This window comes from Bacillus sp. J41TS8 (genome assembly GCF_018333035.1).
Lineage (GTDB): Bacteria > Bacillota > Bacilli > Bacillales > Bacillaceae > Bacillus > Bacillus paralicheniformis.
Window position 1 is genome coordinate 59,868 of sequence record NZ_BORF01000008.1, and the last position, 22,344, is coordinate 82,211.

General features: G+C 42.5%; 15 protein-coding genes and 3 pseudogenes. 17 read left to right on the top strand and 1 reads right to left on the bottom strand.

Going from position 1 to position 22,344, the window contains the following annotated elements:
* The first annotated feature begins 5 nt into the window (after window positions 1-5).
* The 6 genes from manA to KI350_RS12465 all read left to right on the top strand — a co-directional run bounded on the left by manA (window position 6) and on the right by KI350_RS12465 (window position 7,448).
* Window positions 6-965, top strand: coding sequence for a mannose-6-phosphate isomerase, class I (gene manA / locus KI350_RS12440; protein ID WP_025810011.1), 960 nt, complete (start codon window positions 6-8; stop codon window positions 963-965).
* A 448-nt stretch (window positions 966-1,413) separates the two neighbouring features.
* The gene (locus tag KI350_RS12445) at window positions 1,414-3,129 is read left to right on the top strand and encodes an acyl-CoA dehydrogenase family protein (RefSeq protein ID WP_020451658.1); all 1,716 of its coding nucleotides are present in this window, start codon (window positions 1,414-1,416) and stop codon (window positions 3,127-3,129) included.
* A gap of 15 nt (window positions 3,130-3,144) precedes the next feature.
* Complete coding sequence (locus KI350_RS12450) at window positions 3,145-4,032, top strand: NAD(P)-dependent oxidoreductase (RefSeq protein WP_020451657.1); 888 nt, start codon at window positions 3,145-3,147, stop codon at window positions 4,030-4,032.
* 18 nt (window positions 4,033-4,050) lie between these two features.
* Window positions 4,051-5,505: a CoA-acylating methylmalonate-semialdehyde dehydrogenase gene (locus KI350_RS12455; protein WP_020451656.1), complete on the top strand. Its 1,455-nt coding sequence runs from the start codon at window positions 4,051-4,053 to the stop codon at window positions 5,503-5,505.
* An 80-nt stretch (window positions 5,506-5,585) separates the two neighbouring features.
* Window positions 5,586-6,371: an enoyl-CoA hydratase-related protein gene (locus KI350_RS12460; RefSeq protein WP_020451655.1), complete on the top strand. Its 786-nt coding sequence runs from the start codon at window positions 5,586-5,588 to the stop codon at window positions 6,369-6,371.
* Window positions 6,372-6,386: 15 nt separating this feature from the next.
* Complete coding sequence (locus KI350_RS12465) at window positions 6,387-7,448, top strand: enoyl-CoA hydratase/isomerase family protein (RefSeq protein WP_020451654.1); 1,062 nt, start codon at window positions 6,387-6,389, stop codon at window positions 7,446-7,448.
* A 101-nt stretch (window positions 7,449-7,549) separates the two neighbouring features.
* On the opposite strand, the pseudogene KI350_RS23390 reads toward KI350_RS12465, so the two are convergent.
* Window positions 7,550-7,765, bottom strand: a pseudogene (locus KI350_RS23390) (Tn3 family transposase); the annotation flags it as partial.
* 351 nt (window positions 7,766-8,116) lie between these two features.
* Between KI350_RS23390 and KI350_RS12470 the strand changes: the two are divergent.
* The 11 genes and pseudogenes from KI350_RS12470 (at window position 8,117) to KI350_RS12520 (ending at window position 22,326) form a co-directional block, all read left to right on the top strand.
* Window positions 8,117-9,360: pseudogene (locus KI350_RS12470) on the top strand (MFS transporter).
* A gap of 14 nt (window positions 9,361-9,374) precedes the next feature.
* Entirely contained in the window at window positions 9,375-10,640 is a 1,266-nt protein-coding gene (locus KI350_RS12475; protein WP_025810008.1) for an ATP-grasp domain-containing protein, read from the top strand.
* Window positions 10,641-10,850: 210 nt separating this feature from the next.
* Entirely contained in the window at window positions 10,851-11,951 is a 1,101-nt protein-coding gene (locus KI350_RS12480; RefSeq protein WP_025810006.1) for an MBL fold metallo-hydrolase, read from the top strand.
* A 182-nt stretch (window positions 11,952-12,133) separates the two neighbouring features.
* Window positions 12,134-13,033 (top strand): annotated as a pseudogene (locus KI350_RS12485) (NAD(P)-dependent alcohol dehydrogenase); the annotation flags it as partial.
* A gap of 528 nt (window positions 13,034-13,561) precedes the next feature.
* Window positions 13,562-14,878: a branched-chain amino acid transport system II carrier protein gene (gene brnQ, locus KI350_RS12490; protein WP_116758569.1), complete on the top strand. Its 1,317-nt coding sequence runs from the start codon at window positions 13,562-13,564 to the stop codon at window positions 14,876-14,878.
* Window positions 14,879-15,015: 137 nt separating this feature from the next.
* Complete coding sequence (locus tag KI350_RS12495) at window positions 15,016-16,422, top strand: right-handed parallel beta-helix repeat-containing protein (protein WP_020451649.1); 1,407 nt, start codon at window positions 15,016-15,018, stop codon at window positions 16,420-16,422.
* 253 nt (window positions 16,423-16,675) lie between these two features.
* Complete coding sequence (locus KI350_RS12500) at window positions 16,676-17,077, top strand: Rrf2 family transcriptional regulator (protein ID WP_025810002.1); 402 nt, start codon at window positions 16,676-16,678, stop codon at window positions 17,075-17,077.
* Between the two features lie 104 nt (window positions 17,078-17,181).
* Window positions 17,182-18,072 (top strand): class I SAM-dependent methyltransferase, encoded by an 891-nt coding sequence (locus tag KI350_RS12505; RefSeq protein ID WP_025810000.1) that lies wholly within the window; start codon window positions 17,182-17,184, stop codon window positions 18,070-18,072.
* A 48-nt stretch (window positions 18,073-18,120) separates the two neighbouring features.
* Complete coding sequence (locus KI350_RS12510; protein ID WP_025809998.1) at window positions 18,121-19,038, top strand: NAD(P)/FAD-dependent oxidoreductase; 918 nt, start codon at window positions 18,121-18,123, stop codon at window positions 19,036-19,038.
* Window positions 19,039-19,970: 932 nt separating this feature from the next.
* Complete coding sequence (locus tag KI350_RS12515) at window positions 19,971-21,041, top strand: SAVED domain-containing protein (RefSeq protein WP_025809996.1); 1,071 nt, start codon at window positions 19,971-19,973, stop codon at window positions 21,039-21,041.
* Window positions 21,042-21,057: 16 nt separating this feature from the next.
* Complete coding sequence (locus tag KI350_RS12520) at window positions 21,058-22,326, top strand: nucleotidyltransferase (RefSeq protein ID WP_025809994.1); 1,269 nt, start codon at window positions 21,058-21,060, stop codon at window positions 22,324-22,326.
* Window positions 22,327-22,344: the final 18 nt, after the last annotated feature.

The window sequence follows — 22,344 nt, forward strand, 5'->3', positions numbered from 1 at the left end:
TGCCTATCATGACTGAACCATTATTTTTCGAGCCTGTTTTTAAAGAAAGAATATGGGGCGGCACGGCTTTAGCCTCTTTCGGCTACGAGATTCCATCCGAACAAACGGGGGAGTGCTGGGCTTTCGCCGCCCATCAAAATGGGCAAAGCGTCGTGAAAAACGGCATGTATAAGGGGCTCACACTCAGCGAATTATGGAATGAACACCGCCATTTATTCGGACATATAAAGGGAGACCGCTTTCCTCTTCTGACAAAAATTTTGGACGCCGACCAAGACCTATCCGTACAAGTGCATCCAAACGATGAATATGCAAAACTGCACGAAAACGGGGAGCTTGGAAAAACGGAATGCTGGTATATCATTGATTGCAAAGAAGATGCGGAGATCATTTACGGCCACCATGCCAAAACGCGGGAAGAACTGGTCTCAATGATCGAACACGGGAAATGGAACGAACTTTTGCGCCGCGTCAAAGTGAAGCCGGGAGATTTCTTCTATGTGCCGAGCGGAACCGTCCATGCGATCGGAAAAGGCATTTTGATTTTGGAGACGCAGCAGAATTCAGACACAACCTACAGACTATATGATTATGACAGAAAAGATGCTGAAGGAAACCTGCGCGAGCTCCATTTGCAAAAAAGCATAGAAGTGATCGACGTCCCGTCTTCGCCTGGCCGCGAAGACGTTCAATATGAAACATCGGGTGATGTCAAGACTGCCGCACTGATTGAGTGTCCTTATTTCTCAGTAGCAAAATGGGATGTAAAAGGATCAGCCTGTTTCAAACAGGATAAACCGTTTCTTCTTGTCAGCGTCATAGAAGGGGAAGGTCAAATCAACGCGTCTTGCGGCAACGACTTTTCTTTTAAAAAAGGAGATCACATGCTGCTGCCTGCGGGCTTTGGAGAATTTACAATCGCCGGCCGTGCAGAATGTATCGTCTCAAGCCTGTCAAATGAATAAGCCATCAACGGTACACTTTCTAAACAGACCATCAAAACGATGGTCTGTTTTATTTTTTCAAAAAAAGAATGCCGGCTTGCCAAAACGCGGAAAATGCATATTCCCAAGCTTTCACAAGTAAAATAGAGTAAACCAAAAAAACATTTGGAAATCTTCCAATTATTTGATAAGCTGATATTAAAAGCTTCATAACTTACACATCAGCTGCATTGCCCGGAGCTTTTCGCGGAACAGCTGCTTCATGAAACAAAAAAGCGGGGCTGTGTTCCGGCGACAGGCAGAAGAAAAGCCTGCTAAATGACCGAAACAACCGTGCCCTTCATAATTGGTTGGTCCTTATCTGGATGAGAAAAGGAGACGATGATTCGTATCAAGTAAAATGTAAGCGGATTCATCGTCTTTTTATCTCAGTTTATCACTCTTTTTAGCGGAAGCGAGGAGGAAAGCAATGGGGAAAGCAAAAATTCGATGGAATGAACCCTTGATTTCTCAACACGAATCGGCTGCTGAAGGATTTACGCCGGAAGATTTCACAGAGGAAGATCAACTGATTTCAAAAACGACAGAATCATTTGTCAAAAATGAAGTCATGCCCCTTCTTGAATCGATCGATCAGCAGGATCACGAAAGCGTGAAAAAATTGTTTCAAAAAGCGGGAGAGCTCGGATTGCTCAGTATCGAAGTTCCTGAGGAATACGGCGGCCTTTCACTCAGCAAGAAGCTTTCCGGGTTAGTAGCAGAGAAAATGGGAGCCGGCGGATCGTTCAGCGTCTCCTTTAATATTCATGCGGGCGTCGGGACATTGCCGTATATTTATTATGGAACAGAAGAACAAAAACGAAAATACCTTCCGAAACTGGCATCGGGCGAATGGATCGGAGCATATGCTCTGACAGAGCCGGGCGCAGGCTCAGATGCTTTAAACGCAAAAACGACGGCCGTCTTGAATGGGGAAGGAACAGCCTGGGTTTTAAACGGGGAAAAACAGTGGATTACGAACGCGCAAGTAGCTGATGTATATGTTGTCTTTGCAAAAACGGCGGAAGGCATGACAGCATTTATCGTCGAACGTTCGTTTAAAGGCGTTTCCATCGGACCTGAAGAGAAGAAGATGGGAATCAAAGGGTCTTCGACGGCAACCTTAATCCTCGAAGAAGTCGAGGTGCCAAACGATAATGTTTTGGGTCATGTCGGGAAAGGTCATCACGTCGCTTTGAACATTTTAAACATGGCCCGCTTAAAGCTCGCGTTTTCGAACATTGGAATGGCAAAGCAAGCATTGAACCTTGCCGTTAGCTACGCCAAACAGCGCAAACAATTTAACAAGCCGATCATCGGTTTTTCAATGATTCAAGAAAAGATTGCCGACATGGCAATTTCGATTTTCGGCGCCGAAAGCGCTGCTTACAGAACGGCAGACTGCCTGGACCATGTTTTAAATTCGGCTGAGCCATTAGACGACAGACTGAGAAAACTCACAAACTATGCATCCGAATGCGCGATCAATAAAGTTCACTGCTCCGAAATACTCGACCGAAATGCAGACGAGGCGGTACAGATTCATGGCGGCTACGGATACATGCAGGAGTACGAAGTCGAACGTTTGTACCGGGACGCGAGGATCAGCCGGATTTTCGAAGGGACAAACGAGATTAACCGTTTGACGATCGCCAAACTGATGATGAAAGAAGTGAAGCAAAACGGCATCTCAGAGCCGGAAGCTCAATTAAGCAGCGGGGAAAACCGAAACCGGCGGTTTATTCAGCTGTCCAACAGGCTTTTCGGCAAAACATTAAAAGCGCTTAAACGCTCCCGCGTGAACATTCAAAAGGAGCAGGAATACGCGCGGATTCTCGCCGACATGCAAAAAGAACTCTATGTGATGGAATCCACCGCCCTCCGGACCGAAAAGGCAACCAAAAGATACGGAAGCGAAAAAGCACGGTTGAAAGAAATGATGACGAACGTTATTTGTGAAGAAGGCTTCCGCAAAATCGAAGAGATGGCGGTAACCGCCTTATCAGGCATAGAATCTGATGAAGCTGAAAGAAAGCTCGAATTGGAAGAGGTTCACAGCCTTACTTTGCCCCTTTTCAGCAATCTGTTTGCTCAAAAACGCGAAATCGCAGAGAAAATAGCCGCTCATGAAAAATATACGGTGTGATCGGAGGGAAACCGTTTGAAAAAAATCGGGTTTATCGGTTTGGGCAACATGGGTCTGCCCATGTCGAAAAATTTGCTTCAGGAGAACTTTGCGGTATATGGAACGGACCTTAACAAAGAAGCTGAATTGGCCTTGCATCATGCAGGGGGAACGATCGGGATTTCAGTTGAAAAGATGGTAAAAGAGTGTGACGCCATCCTGACAAGCCTTCCTTCATCAAAAGCTGCAGAGGAGGTTTTTCTGGGGAAAAAGGGGCTCGTACACCTGGCTGAACCAGGCGTCCTTCTGATTGATACAAGCACGGTCGCTCCTGAACTGAATATCCGGATTGCAGAGGAAGCGAAAAGCAAAGGAATTGATTTTCTTGCGGCGCCGGTCAGCGGCGGTGTAATCGGAGCGGTCAACCGGACGCTTACCTTTATGGTCGGGGGGCCGAAGTCTGTTTTTGATAAAGCATTGCCTATTTTCAACGTATTGGGCGAGAATATTTTTCATGTGAACGAAAACATCGACAGCGGAACGAATACGAAGCTGATCAACAACCTCTTAATCGGTTTTTATACAGCCGGCGTCAGTGAAGCCTTGCATCTTGCCAAAAACAGCAATCTCGATCTCGAAAAATTGTTTGAGATGCTGAACGTCAGCTATGGGCAGAGCCGAATCTATGAGCGCAACTATAAAAGTTTCATAGCGAATGAAAACTATGAACCTGGCTTTTCTTTGAAGCTGCTGCTGAAAGACCTTGGCTTTGCACTGGATTTGGCTGAGAAAAATGAGGTTGAACTGCCGGTAAGCAAGATTCTCTTCGGCATCTATGAAGAAGCCGATCAGAACGGATATGGCGACAAAGATATGTCTGTTTTATACAAAAAAATAAGCGAACAGAAGACAACTTATCGGTAAGGAGAGGTGAGAAAGTACATGATCACAACGAATGCCAAGAAAATTATGAACCATATCGACGGGGAGTGGGTGAATTCCTCAGGTACGGAAGCTGAAGAAGTCGTCAATCCTGCAAACGGAAACGTCATCGCTTATGCGCCCCTATCTGTGAGAGCGGATGTAGATCATGCCGTGCAGGCTGCCAAACACGCTTATCAGACCTGGTCACTTGTGCCTGTCCCCAATCGGGCGAGACTTTTATATAAATATTTGCAGCTTCTTCAAGAGCAAAAAGAACAATTGGCAGACATCATTACGACGGAAAACGGCAAAACGTTAAAAGACGCCCGAGGCGAAGTGCAGCGCGGAATCGAAGTTGTTGAGCTTGCAACAGCCACACCTACTTTAATGATGGGAGAATCCCTGCCCGCGATAGCAGGGGGCATCGACGGATCGATTTGGCGCTATCCTTTGGGGGTCGTCGCCGGTATTACGCCGTTTAACTTTCCAATGATGGTTCCTCTGTGGATGTTTCCGCTCGCCATTGCTTGCGGAAACACGTTCGTCCTGAAACCTTCGGAACGCACTCCTATTCTTGCCGGAAAGCTTGTCGAGCTGTTTTATGAAGCAGGGTTTCCGAAAGGTGTGCTGAACCTCGTTCATGGAGGAAAGGATGTTGTAAACGGAATATTGGAGAACGATGATATTAAAGCCGTCTCCTTCGTCGGTTCAGAACCGGTCGCAAAATATGTGTATCAAACGGGCACAGCCAACGGGAAGCGCGTTCAGGCGCTGGCCGGCGCTAAAAACCATGCGATTGTGATGCCGGATTGTCATCTTGAAAAATCGGTTCAAGGCATCATCGGGGCGGCATTCGGAAGCAGCGGAGAACGCTGTATGGCCTGCTCCGTCGCGGCGGTCGTTGATGACATCGCCGATGACTTCATGGAAATGCTCGTGTCTGAAACACGGAAGCTGAAGACAGGGGATGGCAGATCAGAGGATCACTTTGTCGGCCCGCTGATCCGCGAAGTTCATAAAGAACGCGTTCTTGACTATATCGACAGCGGTATAAAAGAGGGAGCCGCACTCGCCGTGGACGGACGCAATCCGGATGTTCAGGAAGGATATTTTGTGGGAGCCACGATTTTCGATCATGTAACACCGGAGATGAAAATCTGGCAGGACGAAATCTTTGCGCCGGTCTTGAGCGTCGTCCGCGTACAAGACCTTGATGAGGGGATCGAGCTCGCCAATCAATCCAAGTTTGCCAACGGCGCTGTCATTTACACGTCGAGCGGGAAAAGCGCCCAGCAGTTCCGCGACAAAATCGATGCCGGAATGATCGGCGTCAATGTCAACGTACCAGCTCCGATGGCATTCTTCTCCTTCGCAGGGAACAAGGCCTCTTTCTATGGAGACCTTGGGACAAACGGAAAAGATGGCGTCCAGTTTTACACGCGCAAAAAGGTCGTCACCGAACGCTGGTTCTAATTCTTAACATAAGGCTCCCTCTCATGCGCAACAGATTTTTTCAGAGGGGCCTTTTCTATTTCAACAGGGAGGGATCCATATTGAACTTGAAATATGCCACACTTAAAACCGAACATAGCATCACGACCGTCACGTTGAACAATCCGCCGGCAAATACACTCTCTTCTTCCTGTATCGCCGAATTGCGCTCTCTTTTTCGGGAATTGGCCCGCGACGAGGAGACAAAAGCGATCATCGTCACAGGAGAAGGACGATTTTTTGTGGCGGGAGCGGATATAAAAGAATTCGTTTCAAAACTCGGGGACCAAAAACAAGGGCTGGCACTCGCACAAGGGGGCCAGGCGCTCTGTGATGAAATCGAAGCTTCCAATAAGCCCGTCATTGCGGCGATAAACGGACCGGCTCTTGGCGGAGGCCTGGAACTCGCAATGAGCTGCCACTTCAGAATCGTATCAGACGATGCAACACTCGGCCTTCCCGAATTAAAGCTCGGCTTGATTCCCGCATTTGGAGGTACACAGCGGCTTCGCAATATAACGGATACAGCGACAGCACTCGATCTCATCCTGACGGGCCGAACGCTTTCAGCTCAAGAAGCGGTAGAGCTGAAAATTGCGCAGATGGCGGTAAAGGGGGAGGAACTGATGAAGACGGCAGAAGGGGTCGCGTCGTCTTTTATCGAAGGAAAAAGCATGACCAGCGTGAGACGCGCCGTCGAATGTGTCGTACAGGGCGCCTCTGAAAGCATGGAACAGGCACTGGAGAGAGAGCGAAACAGATTCGCCGAGCTGTTTGTCACTTCAGATGCCAAAGAAGGAATTCACGCATTTGTCGAAAAGCGCAAACCAAACTTTCATCATTCATAAAAGGAGTGGATCCAGATGTCCGATGATGTGCTGTTTTCCCTTAATCAAAACGGCGCCGCAGCGATTGTTTTGAATCGCCCGAAAGCGCTCAACTCCCTCACATACGACATGGTCCGTCTGATTGGTGAAAAATTAAACGAGTGGGAGACAGATCAAAACGTTTCTGTTGTATTCATCAAAGGTGCAGGACCAAAAGGACTGTGTGCCGGAGGGGATATTAAGGCACTCTATGAAGCACGTTCGTCAAAACAGGCCCTGCAAGAAGCCGAGCGCTTTTTTGAAACAGAGTACGAAGTCGATATGGCAGTCCATCGATTTCCGAAACCGATCATCGCCTGCTTGGATGGGATCGTCATGGGGGGAGGCGTCGGCCTGACATACGGGGCCAGCCACCGGATTGTCACGGAGAGGACAAAATGGGCGATGCCTGAAATGAATATCGGTTTCTTTCCGGATGTCGGGGCAGCCTATTTTTTAAACAGAGCTCCGGGACACATAGGAAGATATCTTGGATTAACGGCATCTGTCATCCATGCGGCAGACGTGCTGTATATCAATGGGGCAGACGCCTACATGGAGAGCGGCGCTTTAGAACGATTGATCCAAACAGTGGAACAAACAGATTGGCGCCTTGTAAACGTTGAAGAAAAGCTCAATCAGCTGATCGGCGAATCGAAAACGAAGCCCTCCCAAGAAAGCACGCTCGCCCGTGATCAGCAAGCGATTGACCGGCATTTTAAGTATGATAAGCTCGAAGAGATCCTTCAATCGCTCGAAAGCGAAGGAAGCACTTTTAGCTCGAATGTGAAAAAAACGATGCTTTCAAAAGCGCCATTTTCATTGAAAATCACATTGAAACAGCTGGCGGACGGACGTCAAAAAACATTGGAAGAATGCTTTGCCACGGATCTTGTGCTGGCGAAGAACTTTTTGAAGCACGACGATTTCTTCGAAGGCGTCCGGTCCGTCCTGATCGACCGTGATCAATCGCCGAACTACAAGTACCGGCACGTTTCAGATGTAACCTATGAAGCGGTGGACCGGTTTTTCCAACCTTCTGAATCTGTCCGATTTTAAAAGCTGGAGCTGACGATTAACGTCAGCTCTTTTTTTGTAAACCTCCCACGGTTTCTATCTGGGGGCCACCAACAATATGCTAAGGTACCATCGGCTTTAATTCATTGATTAAGAGGGCTGAGTGAACCTAAGCTTGCTATATTCTTCATATCAAAGGTGTATACTCCAAGAAAATTAATATGTTCCCATCCCAATTCCCCTCGTTTCCCAAAAATAAGGCGCTCGCAAGGCCATTCATGGTCTCACCTTTTTTCACTGATACGACGACGTAAGGATTCATTTGATATGTAATCCAAAATTAGAATTGTATTTTTCAATTCCTCCACGTGATTCTCATAATCCACACTAATCTCAACGATAAATGTTTCCTGTTCAATGATATGGTTTTATAAATTCGTTGATTATTGATGCTGTACATTCATTAGGATCATTGGAGAGTACCTCAGCTTTTTAAAAAACTGAGGTCATTTGTTTCAATATAATTACACCTGTAGTTGAACATCAAAACAAAAACTACAATTTTGATATCTTGCTTTTACATTCGCAAACGCGTACGAGGGTCATCATAGGAGATATACTATGGATGGAGGTTACGCCCAAAACAATGCTGAATAAGGGAACTGGCGTATAACAAGGTTTCGAATAATATGAATTAATAGGGGGTTATTATGAAAAATAAAATACATTTTAATTTTTACAAGCTTTGGCTAGGACAGTCTGTAAGTTTGTTAGGTACCCAGTTTACAATAGTAGCTTTGCCTCTTTTTGCATTAGAGGTGCTACAAACAAGTGAGGCAAATGCTGCCATGCTTCGTGGGATTATATTCATACCCTACCTAATTTTCGGATTAGTAGCTGGTGCTTTGATAGACATCCTTCACAGAAAAAATATTTTGCTAATTTGTAGTATATGTCAAGGCGTTTTATTTTTAGCAGTATTCATACTGACTGTAACAAATATAATAACGTTCCCTTTATTGGTGTTTCTCATGTTTTTGAATGGAGTATTTACTACGTTTTACAACATTGCAATTCCCTCTTTCTTGCCTGAAATATTAACAGATAAAGACAACTTAAAAAAAGGAAATGCACTACTAGCTCTTTCAGAGTCTCTCTCTATAGTAATTGGTCCTATGCTAGCAGGAATCGTTATTACTCAGTTGGATTAACAGGCTCTTTCACTGTTGACGCAGTAACGTATTTTGTTTGTTTTGTGTTTGTATTATTTATTTCAAAGTTTAAACCGCATACAGAGGGCTCTTTAAAAAACGCAAATATAAAATCCGTATACAAAGACATATATGAAGGTTTGATATATTTTAAAAAACACCCTGTATTAGAACCAATTGTAAGCTGTGGCGCTGTTTACGGTTTTTTTAAATACATACTAAATAGTATTTTAGTAATATTCCTTTATAAGGTAATGGGTCTATCTGAACTTGAAATAGGCTTTGTTGTAGGTTCAGCAGCGGTGGGATTTTTAATAGGCAATACATTACTCATGAAAAAAAGTCAACAAATTAATAATACAAAAATGCTTATTTATAGCGCTACTGTATCAGTTATCGGTCTGGCCTTTATACCGATAATGGGATATTTGGGAACCGTTTACGGTATAGTAGCTGCAAGTATCATACATGGCATGGGAGAAGGTGTATTTGGCCCTTACTCTGCAACCATACGACAACTTGCTTCACCAAGTCACATGCTAGGCAGAGTAAATGCTGTACAGCGTACGCTTAATTGGGGAGCTTGGGCATTAGGAAGTTTTGCTAGTGCATTTTTAGTTTCTATATTCGGGCTTCAAACTACGTTATTTATAGGGGGCTTCGGAACAACATTGTGTTTAATGATGTTGTTAAGGCGAGGCGTATCAAAAGGAACCGAAATTGAATATACGAGTTCATTATAGAGGAGATGATTATGATGTATAAGATATCAAAAGGAATCGACATAGAAAATACACCACACATTTTATTTATAGGGGGATGGACAAAACCTATACAAGATGCTTTAGATAGGGGGTATACTGTTTCGTATATAGGGTCTTACACTAAACACATATACTTTGATGGAACTATTTTAGAAAAGTGTTTCTATAAAAAAGAAATAGACACAACAAATATACCCTTGTCTGTATACTATGCTGAAGAATTGTACAAAGAGAAACCATTTGAGGTGGTAGTATCTTTCAACGAAGCAGCCTTAGATACGGCTTGCATAATTGCAAAGATTTTTAATGTTAAAGGACCTTCTTACAATGCTAATATGATAACCCGCAATAAGGACATGATGCGTGAAATTCTAGCAGGCAAAGACTTTTCGATAGATTCGACAGTTTGCAATAACATAAAAGACATTGATGAATTTTTGAACAAAAAAGGCAGCATTATAATAAAGCCTCCGATTGGTGCAGGTGGTATAGGAGTGTCTAAGCTAGACACGGGAGATAACGTAGAGGTATTTATTAAAGATAATGGTATTCAACTACCTGTTTTAGTGGAAGAGTACGTTGAAGGTGACGTAGTTTATACGGTCGAAACCGTTTCTTATAACAAAAAACACTCTATACTAGCTATATCAGCTGAAATATTTAAAGAAGATACGTTTATAATAAACTATACTATTATGCCGGCACCTATAGATGAATCCCAAAAAAAATTAATTATGGAGAAAGTAATGCTATTTTTGGAGGACATGCAACTGGAAGACGGCATTACTCATACAGAGGTAAAGTTAGACAAACAAAAAAAGCCAATAATCATAGAGTCTCAAGTTAGGATAGGTGGCGGAAACATATGGAAAATGGTGGAACTAACAACCGGCATATCTCAATTTGGATACTATTATGATGCGTTAGCTACCAAGACTATAGATGAATTTAGATGTGTACCTTCAAAATGTCAAGCTATGTCTTTAAGCTTGATTCCAAAACCAGGTTGCATAAAAGAAATCAAATACAATGAGCTAGCTAACATTTCCGAGGTCGTATTAATTGATCTATTTGTAAAAGAGGGTGACACCATATCACCTATTGTTGACAGTACAGGGCGCAAAGGAAGTATATTATTTACAGCTAAGGATATAGAACATATGTATGAAGTTGCTTATGAAATATGTGACAATATAACATTTGTTTATCAGGACTTGTCAGAATGGAAACCTTCATTTAAAAAGAAATGTGGCACATGACTTGTCTATGTCAAGGTGCCTCAAAAAAGAACTCTTCAAATTCGAAGGGTTCTTTAAATTTTTATTCGCTGTTTGGTTATGCACGGTATTCAGCTACGATGGTATTATCTCAAACAGTACAGCGTTACACTGGCGATGATGCAAGTATAATCGGTAGAATAAGAAGCAGCAAGAGATCATCCTAAAAAGGAAGGAACAATGAAAAAAATCATGATGTTTTTATTCATTTTTATCATCGTATTTTGCGCGGCTGTTTTGTTATTCATCAAGTTACACCCTGTGTTTGGGGGAAATCCAAGCACAGAACAAAAAAAGCTGTATCAAAACTTTGACAATTATGCAGATGGCAAATTTGTCAATCAGACTCCGGAAAAGATGGATATGGGCGGAATCTCCGGCGTTTTCTCGATGATGAGAGACGCTGTTTCCGGCGGCAAGGAACGCAACCCTTCCGGTCAAATCCCTGTTTCTAAGATCGATTGGAGCACAGTTAAAGATAACGAAGACAGCTTAACATGGTTTGGACATTCCGCTTTTTTACTGAGCATCGACCGCAAAAAAATACTCGTAGATCCTATGCTGGGTTCAATCGCTTCACCCGTATCATTTATCGGAAGCAGACGCTACAGCGAAGACATCCTGCATATGGTCGATGATATGCCGCCGATTGACGCCGTCTTGATCACACATGATCATTATGATCACTTAGATTATCCATCCATCTTAAAGCTGAAGGAAAAGGCCGGTCATTTCTTCGTTCCCCACGGAGTCAGCGCACACTTGATACGGTGGGGAGTTGAGAAAGAAAAAATCACAGAGCTCAATTGGTGGGATGAAACGGAGTTTCAAGGTTTGACGATATCCTTGACACCGTCCAAACACTTTTCGGGTAGAGGATTGTTGAATCGAAACACGACCCTGTGGGGCGGCTGGTTTATCCTCGGAAAGCATACGCGTTTTTATACGAGCGGTGACGGGGGATATGATGAACATTTTAAGGAAATCGGCAAAAAATACGGCCCTTTTGATATCACCTTAATGGAGGGCGGTCAATATGACAGACGCTGGTCCGGAATTCATATGACACCTGAACAATCTGTACAGGCCCACAAAGATGTAAAAGGAAAGAACATGATGTTGATTCACTGGGGCGCGTTCACCCTCGCCTATCATGGCTGGAAAGAGCCGATTGAACGTGCTTTGAAAGAAGCTGAGAAAAAAGGCGCCAACATGGTTGCTCCCGCGATTGGTGAAACAATCCTGTTAAACGGCCAATACTCGCTTCCCGAGTCCTTTTGGTGGGATATGTAAACAGGCCGTTTATCCGTATACAAGTCACACCCTTTGCAACTCTAAAAAAAGCCGTTTCCAGCGCAGGCTGGAGACGGCTTTTATCAGGAGAAATTTTACAAAAACCCTTGCGTTAAAGTGGACTTTAACGATTATTCTGTAGATGCAGCTTATTCGCAGCCTTAATCGAAAAAAGCAAGGAGAGTTATGATGAATGGGGAGGCGGAATCTTTCCAATGGTTCCGGGACATGAAATCGCCGGCGTTGTCAAAGCAGTAGGACCAGACGTTAAAAAATTTGCTGTCGGCGACCGCGTCGGGGTCGGCTGCTTCGTCGACTCCTGCGGCGAATGTGAGTACTGTCGGAGCGGAGAGGAGCAATTTTGTACGAAAGGCGTGATCCAAACGTATAACTGTTTAGACTACGATGGTCATCCGACATACGGCGGTTACAGCCAGTACATCGTGGTCAAAGAAGATTTCGTTGTCCGCATTCCGGACAGTCTGAACTTGGATGCTGCCAGCCCGCTCTTATGCGCGGGCATTACCACGTACTCTCCTTTGAAGCATTGGAACGCAGGTCCCGGCAAGAAAATTGCCGTTGTTGGAATGGGGGGACTCGGCCATGTCGCCATCCAATTCGCGCATGCCATGGGGGCAGAAGTAACGGTCCTGAGCCGCTCTTTGAATAAACAAGAAGAAGCCTTGCGTTTTGGCGCAGACCATTATGTTGCAACTAGTGATCCTGCTGTATTTATTGAACTGGCCGGCCGTTTTGACCTCATTTTAAACACGGTGTCAGCCAATCTCGACGTTGATGCCTATTTATCGCTTCTTCGTGTAGATGGAACACTTGTTAACGTCGGTGCGCCGGCAGAACCGGATCAGTACAGTGTGTTTTCCTTAATTATGGGCCGCCGCAGCATTGCAGGTTCGCTAGTCGGCGGCATTCGCGAGACACAAGAGATGCTTGATTTCGCTGCTGAACACGGCATCGCTCCGCAAATTGAAGTCATCGGAGCGGACCAAGTAGATGAAGCGTATGAGCGCGTACTTCGCAGCGATGTGCGTTATCGATTCGTGATTGATATCTCCACTTTGTAAATCATATGTAATACAGAGAGGCCAGTCATTTTATTTGACTGGCCTTTTTTGGCATGATCCGGCAATTTCAGCAGATTGGATGGACATACAGCTTCATTCTATATGTCTCGCTTGGAAATTGGCGGGCTTGGGTCTCTGAAAAAGAGCAGTTTGCGACAAGGGAGTTAGAGCTGAGACGTTCTGCCATCAATTAGATTTTCTCACAGCTCTCATGATGACATATACGATGCCGAATACTATTAATACTGAAATGATTGCAGGCCCTAATGGCATTTCACAACCTCCCACATGTGAATTTCCTTTCCGTTATTATTTTTACATGTTGTAACAAACTTGTAAATCCATTTCAAAGTAAAAGCATATACAGACGAAACCTTTGACAATACAAGCAACAGCTACTATAGTAGGATAGTACTTTTATTTAATATTTACTGATAATTCAGGACATTCATTTATGAAATTTTTATCGTGCTACACTGCTGACTACTAAAACGCACTAATAGCTTAACCCGAATCGGAGGACTCATGATGGCAAAAAAAATTCCTTTTTCATTTATCCTAATCATAGGACTAATGCTGTTTGCATTATTTTTCGGTGCAGGAAATCTCATTTTCCCGCCTATGCTTGGTCAGATGGCCGGAGAGAATGTATGGACAGCCAATGCAGGATTCTTAGTGACCGGAGTCGGATTGCCATTACTCGCCATTACCGCATTCGTTTTTTCAGGAAAAAATGATTTGCAGTCTCTGGCCAGTCGTGTGCATCCATTGTTCGGCATTGTATTTACGACGGTTCTCTATTTAGCAATCGGCCCTTTTTTCGCGATTCCCAGATCCGGTAATGTATCGTTTGAAATAGGGGTTAAACCTTTTTTATCTCATGATGCAAGCCCTGTTGCCTTAATCATATTTACCGTATTATTTTTCACGGTGGCCTGCTTGCTGTCTCTGAATCCAACTAAAATTATTGATGTTATCGGAAAATTTTTAACTCCTATTAAATTAACATTTATCGGATTACTCGTCGTTACGGCAATTATTCATCCAATCGGAAGCTTTCAAGCTCCGTCTGCAGGATATGCATCACACGTGTTTTTTAAAGGGTTCAAAGAAGGTTACTTTACACTTGATGCCCTTGTCGCTTTTGTATTTGGAATCATCATTGTGAACGCCATGAAAGAGAAGGGAGCGGTCTCCAAAAAACAGCTCATGATCGTTTGTGCAAAATCGACGGCGATTGCAGCAGCGCTCCTGGCTCTGATCTATTCAGCGCTTTCATACATGGGGGCTTCCAGCGTTGAAAAACTGGGTCTATTAGAAAATGGAGCCGAGGTTTTAGCGAAGGTTTCATCCTATTATTTCGGACCATATGGTTCCGTTTTTTTGGGCTTAATGATCACGGTGGCATGTCTGACAACAAGTGTGGGACTCATCACAGCATGCTCTTCGTTTTTCCACGGCTTGTTTCCAAACATCTCCTACAAAAAAATTGCTGTCATTCTATCAATGTTCAGCACCCTTGTAGCAAATATAGGATTAACACAGCTGATTAACGTTTCAATGCCGGTTTTAACAACTTTGTATCCCATTGCGATTTCTTTAATATTCTTAACATTTTTACATCCCTTATTTAAAGGGAAGAGGGAAGTGTATCAAGGCAGTCTGATAATGACCTTTATCATCAGCTTGTTTGACGGCCTGAATGCTGCCGGACTCAAAATTGCAGCTATGAATCAATTTTTCAATCAGTTTCTCCCGATGTATGACATCGGATTAGGATGGGTGCTTCCGGCGATTCTAGGAGGAATAGGCGGCTATATTATTCATAGACTGCGGAAGTGCTGAATAAACTCATAAACATGGAGGCAACCCTTTGATCACAGGGTTGCCTTTTTCTTTCAAATGTTTGCGATGGTTTTCCATAAATGGATATTCTATAATGGTGTTAGTTTATCCATTTTGAAAAGAAAAGAGAGCTGAGTATGAGAAAATGGTATTTTATTTTATCAGCATGTATTTTAGTTTCTGTTATCATCGCTTTTGCTTACGATAAGACCGGAGCAAAAGAAGCAGAACCGGCTAACAGCTTGTATGTTTCCCCCGATGGAAATGATCAAAATGAAGGAACGAAAGAAAAGCCGTTTCGAACTCTGGGACATGCAGCAAAAAAAGCTGTCCCTGGCACAACTGTTATGATTCGGGAAGGCACGTATCATGAAACGCTTGATGTGAAGGAGAGCGGGTCGGCTGAAAAGCCTATCACATTTCAAAACTATGAGAATGAAAAAGTCGTCATCAGCGGAGAATCTATTCAGGACGCTGAATATGAAACACCGCTCATTCAGATTCACAATCAACAGTACATCACAATCAGCGGCCTTACGATTCAAGACCTTTCCGTTTCATCGGAAGAAGCAACCGCCATGGGAATTTATGTTTCAGGCTCCAGCAGTCATATTACCATTAAAAACAATCACGTCCGGGATATAAAAACAACAGCGGATGACGGCAATGCCCACGGGATTGCCGTCTATGGCTCCGGCAGCATGAAAGACATTAAGATCGAGGACAATACGGTTGAAAAGCTGACACTCGGAGCGAGTGAAGCGGTTGTGCTGAACGGAAACATTGACGGTTTCACGGTGAGAGGCAATGTGGTTCGCGACAATAACAACATTGGAATTGATCTGATCGGTTATGAAGGAACGGCCGCTCAAAACGATTTTGTGCGCAACGGTATCGTAGAAAACAACACGGTTTACAATAACTCCACTTACGGAAATCCCGCCTATGGGGATGATTACTCTGCGGGCGGAATTTATGTTGACGGAGGACAAAGCATTGACATTAAGAAAAACACGGTCTACGGCAACGATATCGGGATAGAAGCAACGTCTGAACACAAAGGGAAATATGCTGATGATATTCAAATAACCGACAACAAAGTGTATGAGAATGCGTACACGGGCATTTCTATCGGCGGATACGACCAAAAGCGGGGAGGCACCAGCCATTCTGTTATTGCGCACAATATTGTTTACCGCAATGATACAAAGGGGCTGGACGGCGGACAGCTTTTGCTCCAGTATGACACAAAAACCAATAAAATTGAAAAGAACATCATCACAGCAAGCGATTCGCGAATATTTATCGCAAACGATTTTACGAAAAATGAAGGAAATAAAGTAAATCATAACGTGTACCACAAGGAAGCCGGCAAAGACAGTATGTGGATTTGGAAACAGAATGAATACGACTCGTTTTCGTCGTATCAAAATGCAACAAATCAAGATCAAGACTCGATTTATGCCGATCCGATGTATCGCGACGAGACGTCTTATGACTTTACATTAGAGCCAGCTTCACCGGCTTGGTCTGTGATTGAGTAAAGTGCGAAACACCGAACATGCTAAAAGAATTCCCCGTACCCCAAAGCTGCTTTCACAGCGTAGCTTTGGGGATTTTTCAAACTGCAAAATTAATCGATGGATTGCCTTCTGAATACAGCAAAAAGAGCGGATGGATGAATGTTAGAAAGATACCCGTAGAAACGTGGAAAAGAGTATGAAAAACTTGACATTGCCTAAATATAAAAGCTATCATGGATAAGTAAAGTCTATGATTGAGGTGAAAAACTGCGCTATGAAGTATTCGAAAGCGACGAACTATGCCCTTCACACCATGCTCTTTCTTGCAGCAGGCGCCCCAAATACATTTGTCGGTGTACAGCAGTTGGCAGAACGGCAAGAGGTATCACCCACGTATTTATCGAAAATTTTAACGAAACTGGCCAAGGCGGGAATGATTGAATCCGCTTCAGGCGCCAATGGCGGATATAGGCTAAAGCGGAATTGGGAAGACATTTCGTTTCTTGATATTATTCACGCCATTGAAGGTACAGCCTCCTTGTTCGATTGCAACTTGAACCATGGATCAGAATGTATGATTCAGAAGGTGATGGTATCTGCAGAAGAGGAAATGGAAAATTATTTGAGACAACAAAAAATATCTGACCTTGCCAAAAAAATAACTGTTGAGTTGTGAACCGCAGTTATTTTTTTAAGACTATTAAAGATATAAAGTATCTTTAAAGTCTATTAAGCCTTAATCATTGATTTTACAGCAAAAAATGAAAGGAGTTATGGATCTTGATAAACGAATTTTTTAAAGAAACCGTTTGGAAAGAAGCTTGGAAGGAAGATCAGCAGACAGCGGTTAACAAAATGAAAAAAGCCGGAATGGATCAAGTACACCATTTTGACCTTAGAGCAAAGTCATTCAATGAGCAAGCGTTTAACGAAGAAGGGAGGAAACGGACAAAACGGATTATGAAATGGCTGGAAGGGCAGGGGGTGACATTTAAAGATACCTCTATTTTAGATATTGGAGCAGCCTCGGGCGGATTTACAGTGCCATTTGCAGAGAGAGGGGCCGAAGTTACCGCCGTGGAGCCTAGTCTTCCTTTAGTCGAGCTGATGAAAGAAAATATAACAGGAATAACAAACGGGAAGGTTAAGATTGTAGCTGAGCCTTTCGAAGACATAGATATTCAAGCAAAGGGATGGGGAAATGCTTTTGATTTTGTATTTGTCTCCATGTGCCCGGCTATTGCTGATTGGGAGAGCGTAAAGAAGGTGCTGAGCTGCGCACGGCAGTTTTGCTATATCAGTCTGTCAGCCGGCTCTCGGGAGCACAGTCTTCTGAATGAGATTTGGCCGCTGGTTTCAGATCAGCCCCTTAAAAATGAACATTCGGAGATGGCCTATTTGCTCCATTTATTGTTTTTAAAAGGTTATTCCTATGAATCACTCGTAACCCGGGAAATGAAAACGAGGGAGGTATCCAGGGAAACGGCGCTTAATGAGGTTATGGACTGGTTGAGAATGTTTGGTTTGCCTGCGGACGATCGCAACCGGAAAATCACAGCCGCTTATTTGGAACGGACTTATCCAAACGATAAAGTGGAAATCCGACAGGGCGGCCGTTTTGGAAAAGTTCTGATCCGATTACAGAATCAGAACATGTACATGAATTCATGACGACACAGAAATTATAGATATTAAAGATCTATGGAGGTTCTTAAATACATGAAAAAACAACTTCTTGATGTAGCGATTATTGGCGGAGGTCCAGCAGGGTTGAATGCCGCCCTTGTTCTTGGGCGTGCAAGGAAAAATGTGGCGGTGATCGATGCAGGCTGCCCACGCAACGCCGTGACTCGCAAAGCTCACGGATTTCTTACCCGCGACGGAATAAGCCCCAGTGAATTTCGGCAAATTGCAAAGGAACAGATCAGTGCATATCCCTCCGTGTCTTTTATAGCGGATAAAGCTGTATCGATTACAAAAACCGGCGGTCATTTTCAAATGACAACTGCGCAAGGAAACACTTTTGCAAGCAAGAAGGTGCTGTTTGCCGTCGGAATGAAGGATCAGCCGCTAGATATTCCAGGGCTGGCAGAGGTTTATGGGAAGAGCGCCTTCGTCTGCCCGTACTGTGATGGCTGGGAATTAAGGGATCAGCCTCTAGTGATCATTACCAAGGGGGACGAGGCCATGCACTTCGCCTCTCTCATATCCGGATGGACGAACCGTTTTACGATCTGCACGAACGGCCCCCATCAACTGACGGACGAGCAGTGCGAGGAGCTCAGCCGGCATCGCGTCCCTGTATTCGAAGCGCCGATTCGATGCATCGACTCAGACGACGGGATCGTGCAACAAGTCGTTCTCGAAGACGGGATGACAATTCCATGTAAGGGGATCTTTTTTAAAACGGAACTTGTGACAGGATCGGATTTACCGCGAGACATAGGGTGCGACATCACAGAATCGGGAACGGTCGTCGTTGATAACTTTGGAAAAACGAATATACCGGGCATCTATAGTGCAGGCGATGCAGCTACGAAATTGCATCAAGCCGTTGTCGCCGCCTCGATGGGTGCTATGGCCGCCGTGGCCATAAACAATGAACTGAATTTGGAGGCTTGGGAGCAAAACGGATGAAAACTTTCTGATACTCAAATGTCCAAAAGTAAGGAAGTGTTTTTTTTGAAATTCGCCTCCTTCATGGTGACAGTGTCTCAGATAAAAAGTTAAGAAAGAGCTTGAAAAGATGATTGATTATGCACAACATTTAAATATAACAGACTGAATTTTCCCATTCTGAATTCGTTCTAACGTATTTTAAAATTGAAGCTAGTAAATTAGATTCATTTTCTTGGGGAAACAGGTTTAATTCACCAATCGATTTTTGTTAAAGTGGTATAATATTTTCAGAATAAGACTTCAGGAAGGGGTTGATGAATGAAAATCTTTGAGTCTAAAAACCTTAATAGCTGCAATGAAGGAACGTTCAAAAGAATACCAAAGCACCAGATAACAGTTTGTCAATCTAAAAAAGCATTTCGTAAGTGAAAATTGGGGAAGTGCAGACAACAGTAAAGCTTTTTACAGAAATCAAGCCGGTATTGTTGATGATTGACTTGATCTCATCGATAGACATATTCAGTTTCTAAATAGAATTTTAGATGCAGATGCCGATACCAAACTTGATGGGAATACCTTTTATCGAAATGGACTTTATTGATCATCACCTTGACAATGCCTATGAAAACTCCAAGGCAATGGCTTCTCACCATAAAAAGATTTGAAGACTATCTCCAAAGTAAACATGAAAAACCGGCTATTGATACGATAGGTAAAGGGAAAGGTTCTTTCCCTCCTCATAGCCAACCGAAGCAGTGAGGCTCACCGACTTAAGAATGGTGTGAAAACTACCTTTAAAAAGATCAGGCCGATGCACGCCGGATAAGAGCAGGAAGAACATGTAAATCGTCCATGTATAAAAAATTGATAGCCGCCAACAGCACATTTGTAGGAGAAATCACCGACTATTATGATTATTAGAGGACAACTGCAGAAGAGGTGGGGATGTATTGATATGTGTTAGCATTGTAGCAATATTAATTGCTGCTTTTGGTTTTATCATTCTTATATTTAAAAAGAATAATAGACAGTTAGAAAATGGATTTGCAATAAATTTTATAAGTACAGGTTTAGCATTAATAGTAGATTCCTTTGGGAAATTCAGTGATAAGCTCTTTGCGTTCATAACCGAGAGCAAACTTTCAAATAATTATGTGCAACTCTTCACTGGTGCCATTTTGATTGCAATAGGGTTCTGGATGAAAAGGTATATAAAGAATAAGATTAGCATTTTGAATTTGCTTGGGGTGAAGGAAAGAAGGATTGAGGAACACAAAGACGATATTGGACTCAATCCATTTGAATTTAAAGAACATGAAATTGATCTTAGCTTATTTGCCAAAAAGGAAATGAGGCAAGAAAGGTTCGATGATGTAACAGAACTCATGAAGTATAAAATTGAATGCTTTCGTTCAGAAAATAAAGATTTAGTCAAAGGCTATACCGGAACAGCACCAATTCCACTTACTCTTTATGCAGGGTATTGTTATAAGGGTGGACCGACCACTGAGTTCTATGAATACAATCGTTTTGAAGGGAAATATAAAAAATTGAAAAAAGCAAAACGATGGTATGGGAAAAATAGAAAGTTTCCTCCGTTGAAATTAATACAGACATTAGATGAGTTAGATTTACAAGGGCATGATGAAGTTGTTTTAGGGGTTAGTTTGACCACGCCTATTACAGCAGAACAAGTTAAACAGTTTAAAACACCTTTTATTCATCTTTCCGTGGATGAACCCAGACAAAATGTGATTGAATACCTAGAACAACTAAATGAATATATCAAAATAATTTTTGATATCATAATGAAAATTGGACAACATTCAAGTATTAAACGTATTCACTTAGTTATCTCAAGCCAAAGTTGTTTAGTTTTTGAGTTAGGAAAACAATTAACAACTGAAACTTACATGAAAGAAATAATAAATTACCATTTTGTAAATAACGCTAATCCTAATTATGTATGGGGTATAGCTTTCAACAACAAAGGAACCGTGTTTGTACAATGTCGAGACTAGAAAGGGGGAATAGTTTGTGTTTGATTTAGAAACAAAGTTTAACGAATTTTACAAAAACAAAGTGAGCCTTTTCGATGAGGATATTTCTGAACTTAGGAAGAAGAAGAGATTAAATCTTGATAGGCTAAGAGACGGACTTAAAGAATACAATGAAGAAAATGAAACTGATTATAAATTGGTTGATGATATTGAACAAGGCAGCGTTGCAATGAGAACTGTAATTCAATTAGATGAAAATGAATATGACATAGATGTTGCAATAGTATTCGATAAAGATAATATTCCGGAAAGCACCCAAAAAGTAAAGACAATCATTGAGGATGCACTCCAAAGAAAGTGTACACAATTTAAAGCTGCTCCTGAAGCAAAAACAAATGCCGTACGCTTAGACTATGCCTCGGGATATCATATTGATTTTGCTATTTACAGAAGAATGGAAAATCAACTGGGTGAATTTGAATTTGAACACTGTGGCAGTGAGTGGAGAGAGCGAGACCCTAGAGCAATAAATAAATGGTTTAATACAGAAAATGATTGCTCAGATAAAAATATACGTAAAGTTATCAGGCTTCTAAAGGCATTTTGTAAACAGAATTCAGGGTGGTTAATGCCTGGTGGATTGATTTTAACAATATTAGTAGCAGAGAAAATTAGGGTTGAAGATAGGTTTGATAAGACATTCTATGAAACTGTTAAAGCTATTAAGGAGCGTTTAGATACAAATAAAGAAGTCTGCAACCCAACGCTCAATGGTAATCATTCCATACTATACAAGAAGAAGGATCATCAGAAAATAAAAAATCTCCATACTAGATTGGAAATTAGACTAAAAAAGCTAGATGTATTATTTGAAAATGATTGTGATGAAGCAAAAGCAATGGCTGCTTGGAAAGAATTTTTTGGGCATTCATTTTGGGGAGAAGATATTCAAAAATCAGCATTTGTTCAGGAATTTTCACTTGAATCTAAAAATGAGAGATTATTAAACCTGAATGCTGATGTTTTGATAAACAATAAAGTAAAAATTCCACTTTCTGATTATAAAGGGAAGTTACCGAAAGGATGTAAAATATTCTTCTCGGCAAGTCCTTTGGTAAAGTATAGCCATATAGAGTGGGTGGTTAATAATACTGGAGATGAAGCTATTAATGATACTTATCATAAAAAAACAGGTAGAGCAGTGGAAGAAAATACATTGTATAGAGGCAGGCATACTATGACTTGTAAGGTATATGAAGGTACTAGATTAATAGCTCAAAAGGTGATTCCAGTTAATATAAAATAACCGAGGATTTTTGAAAAA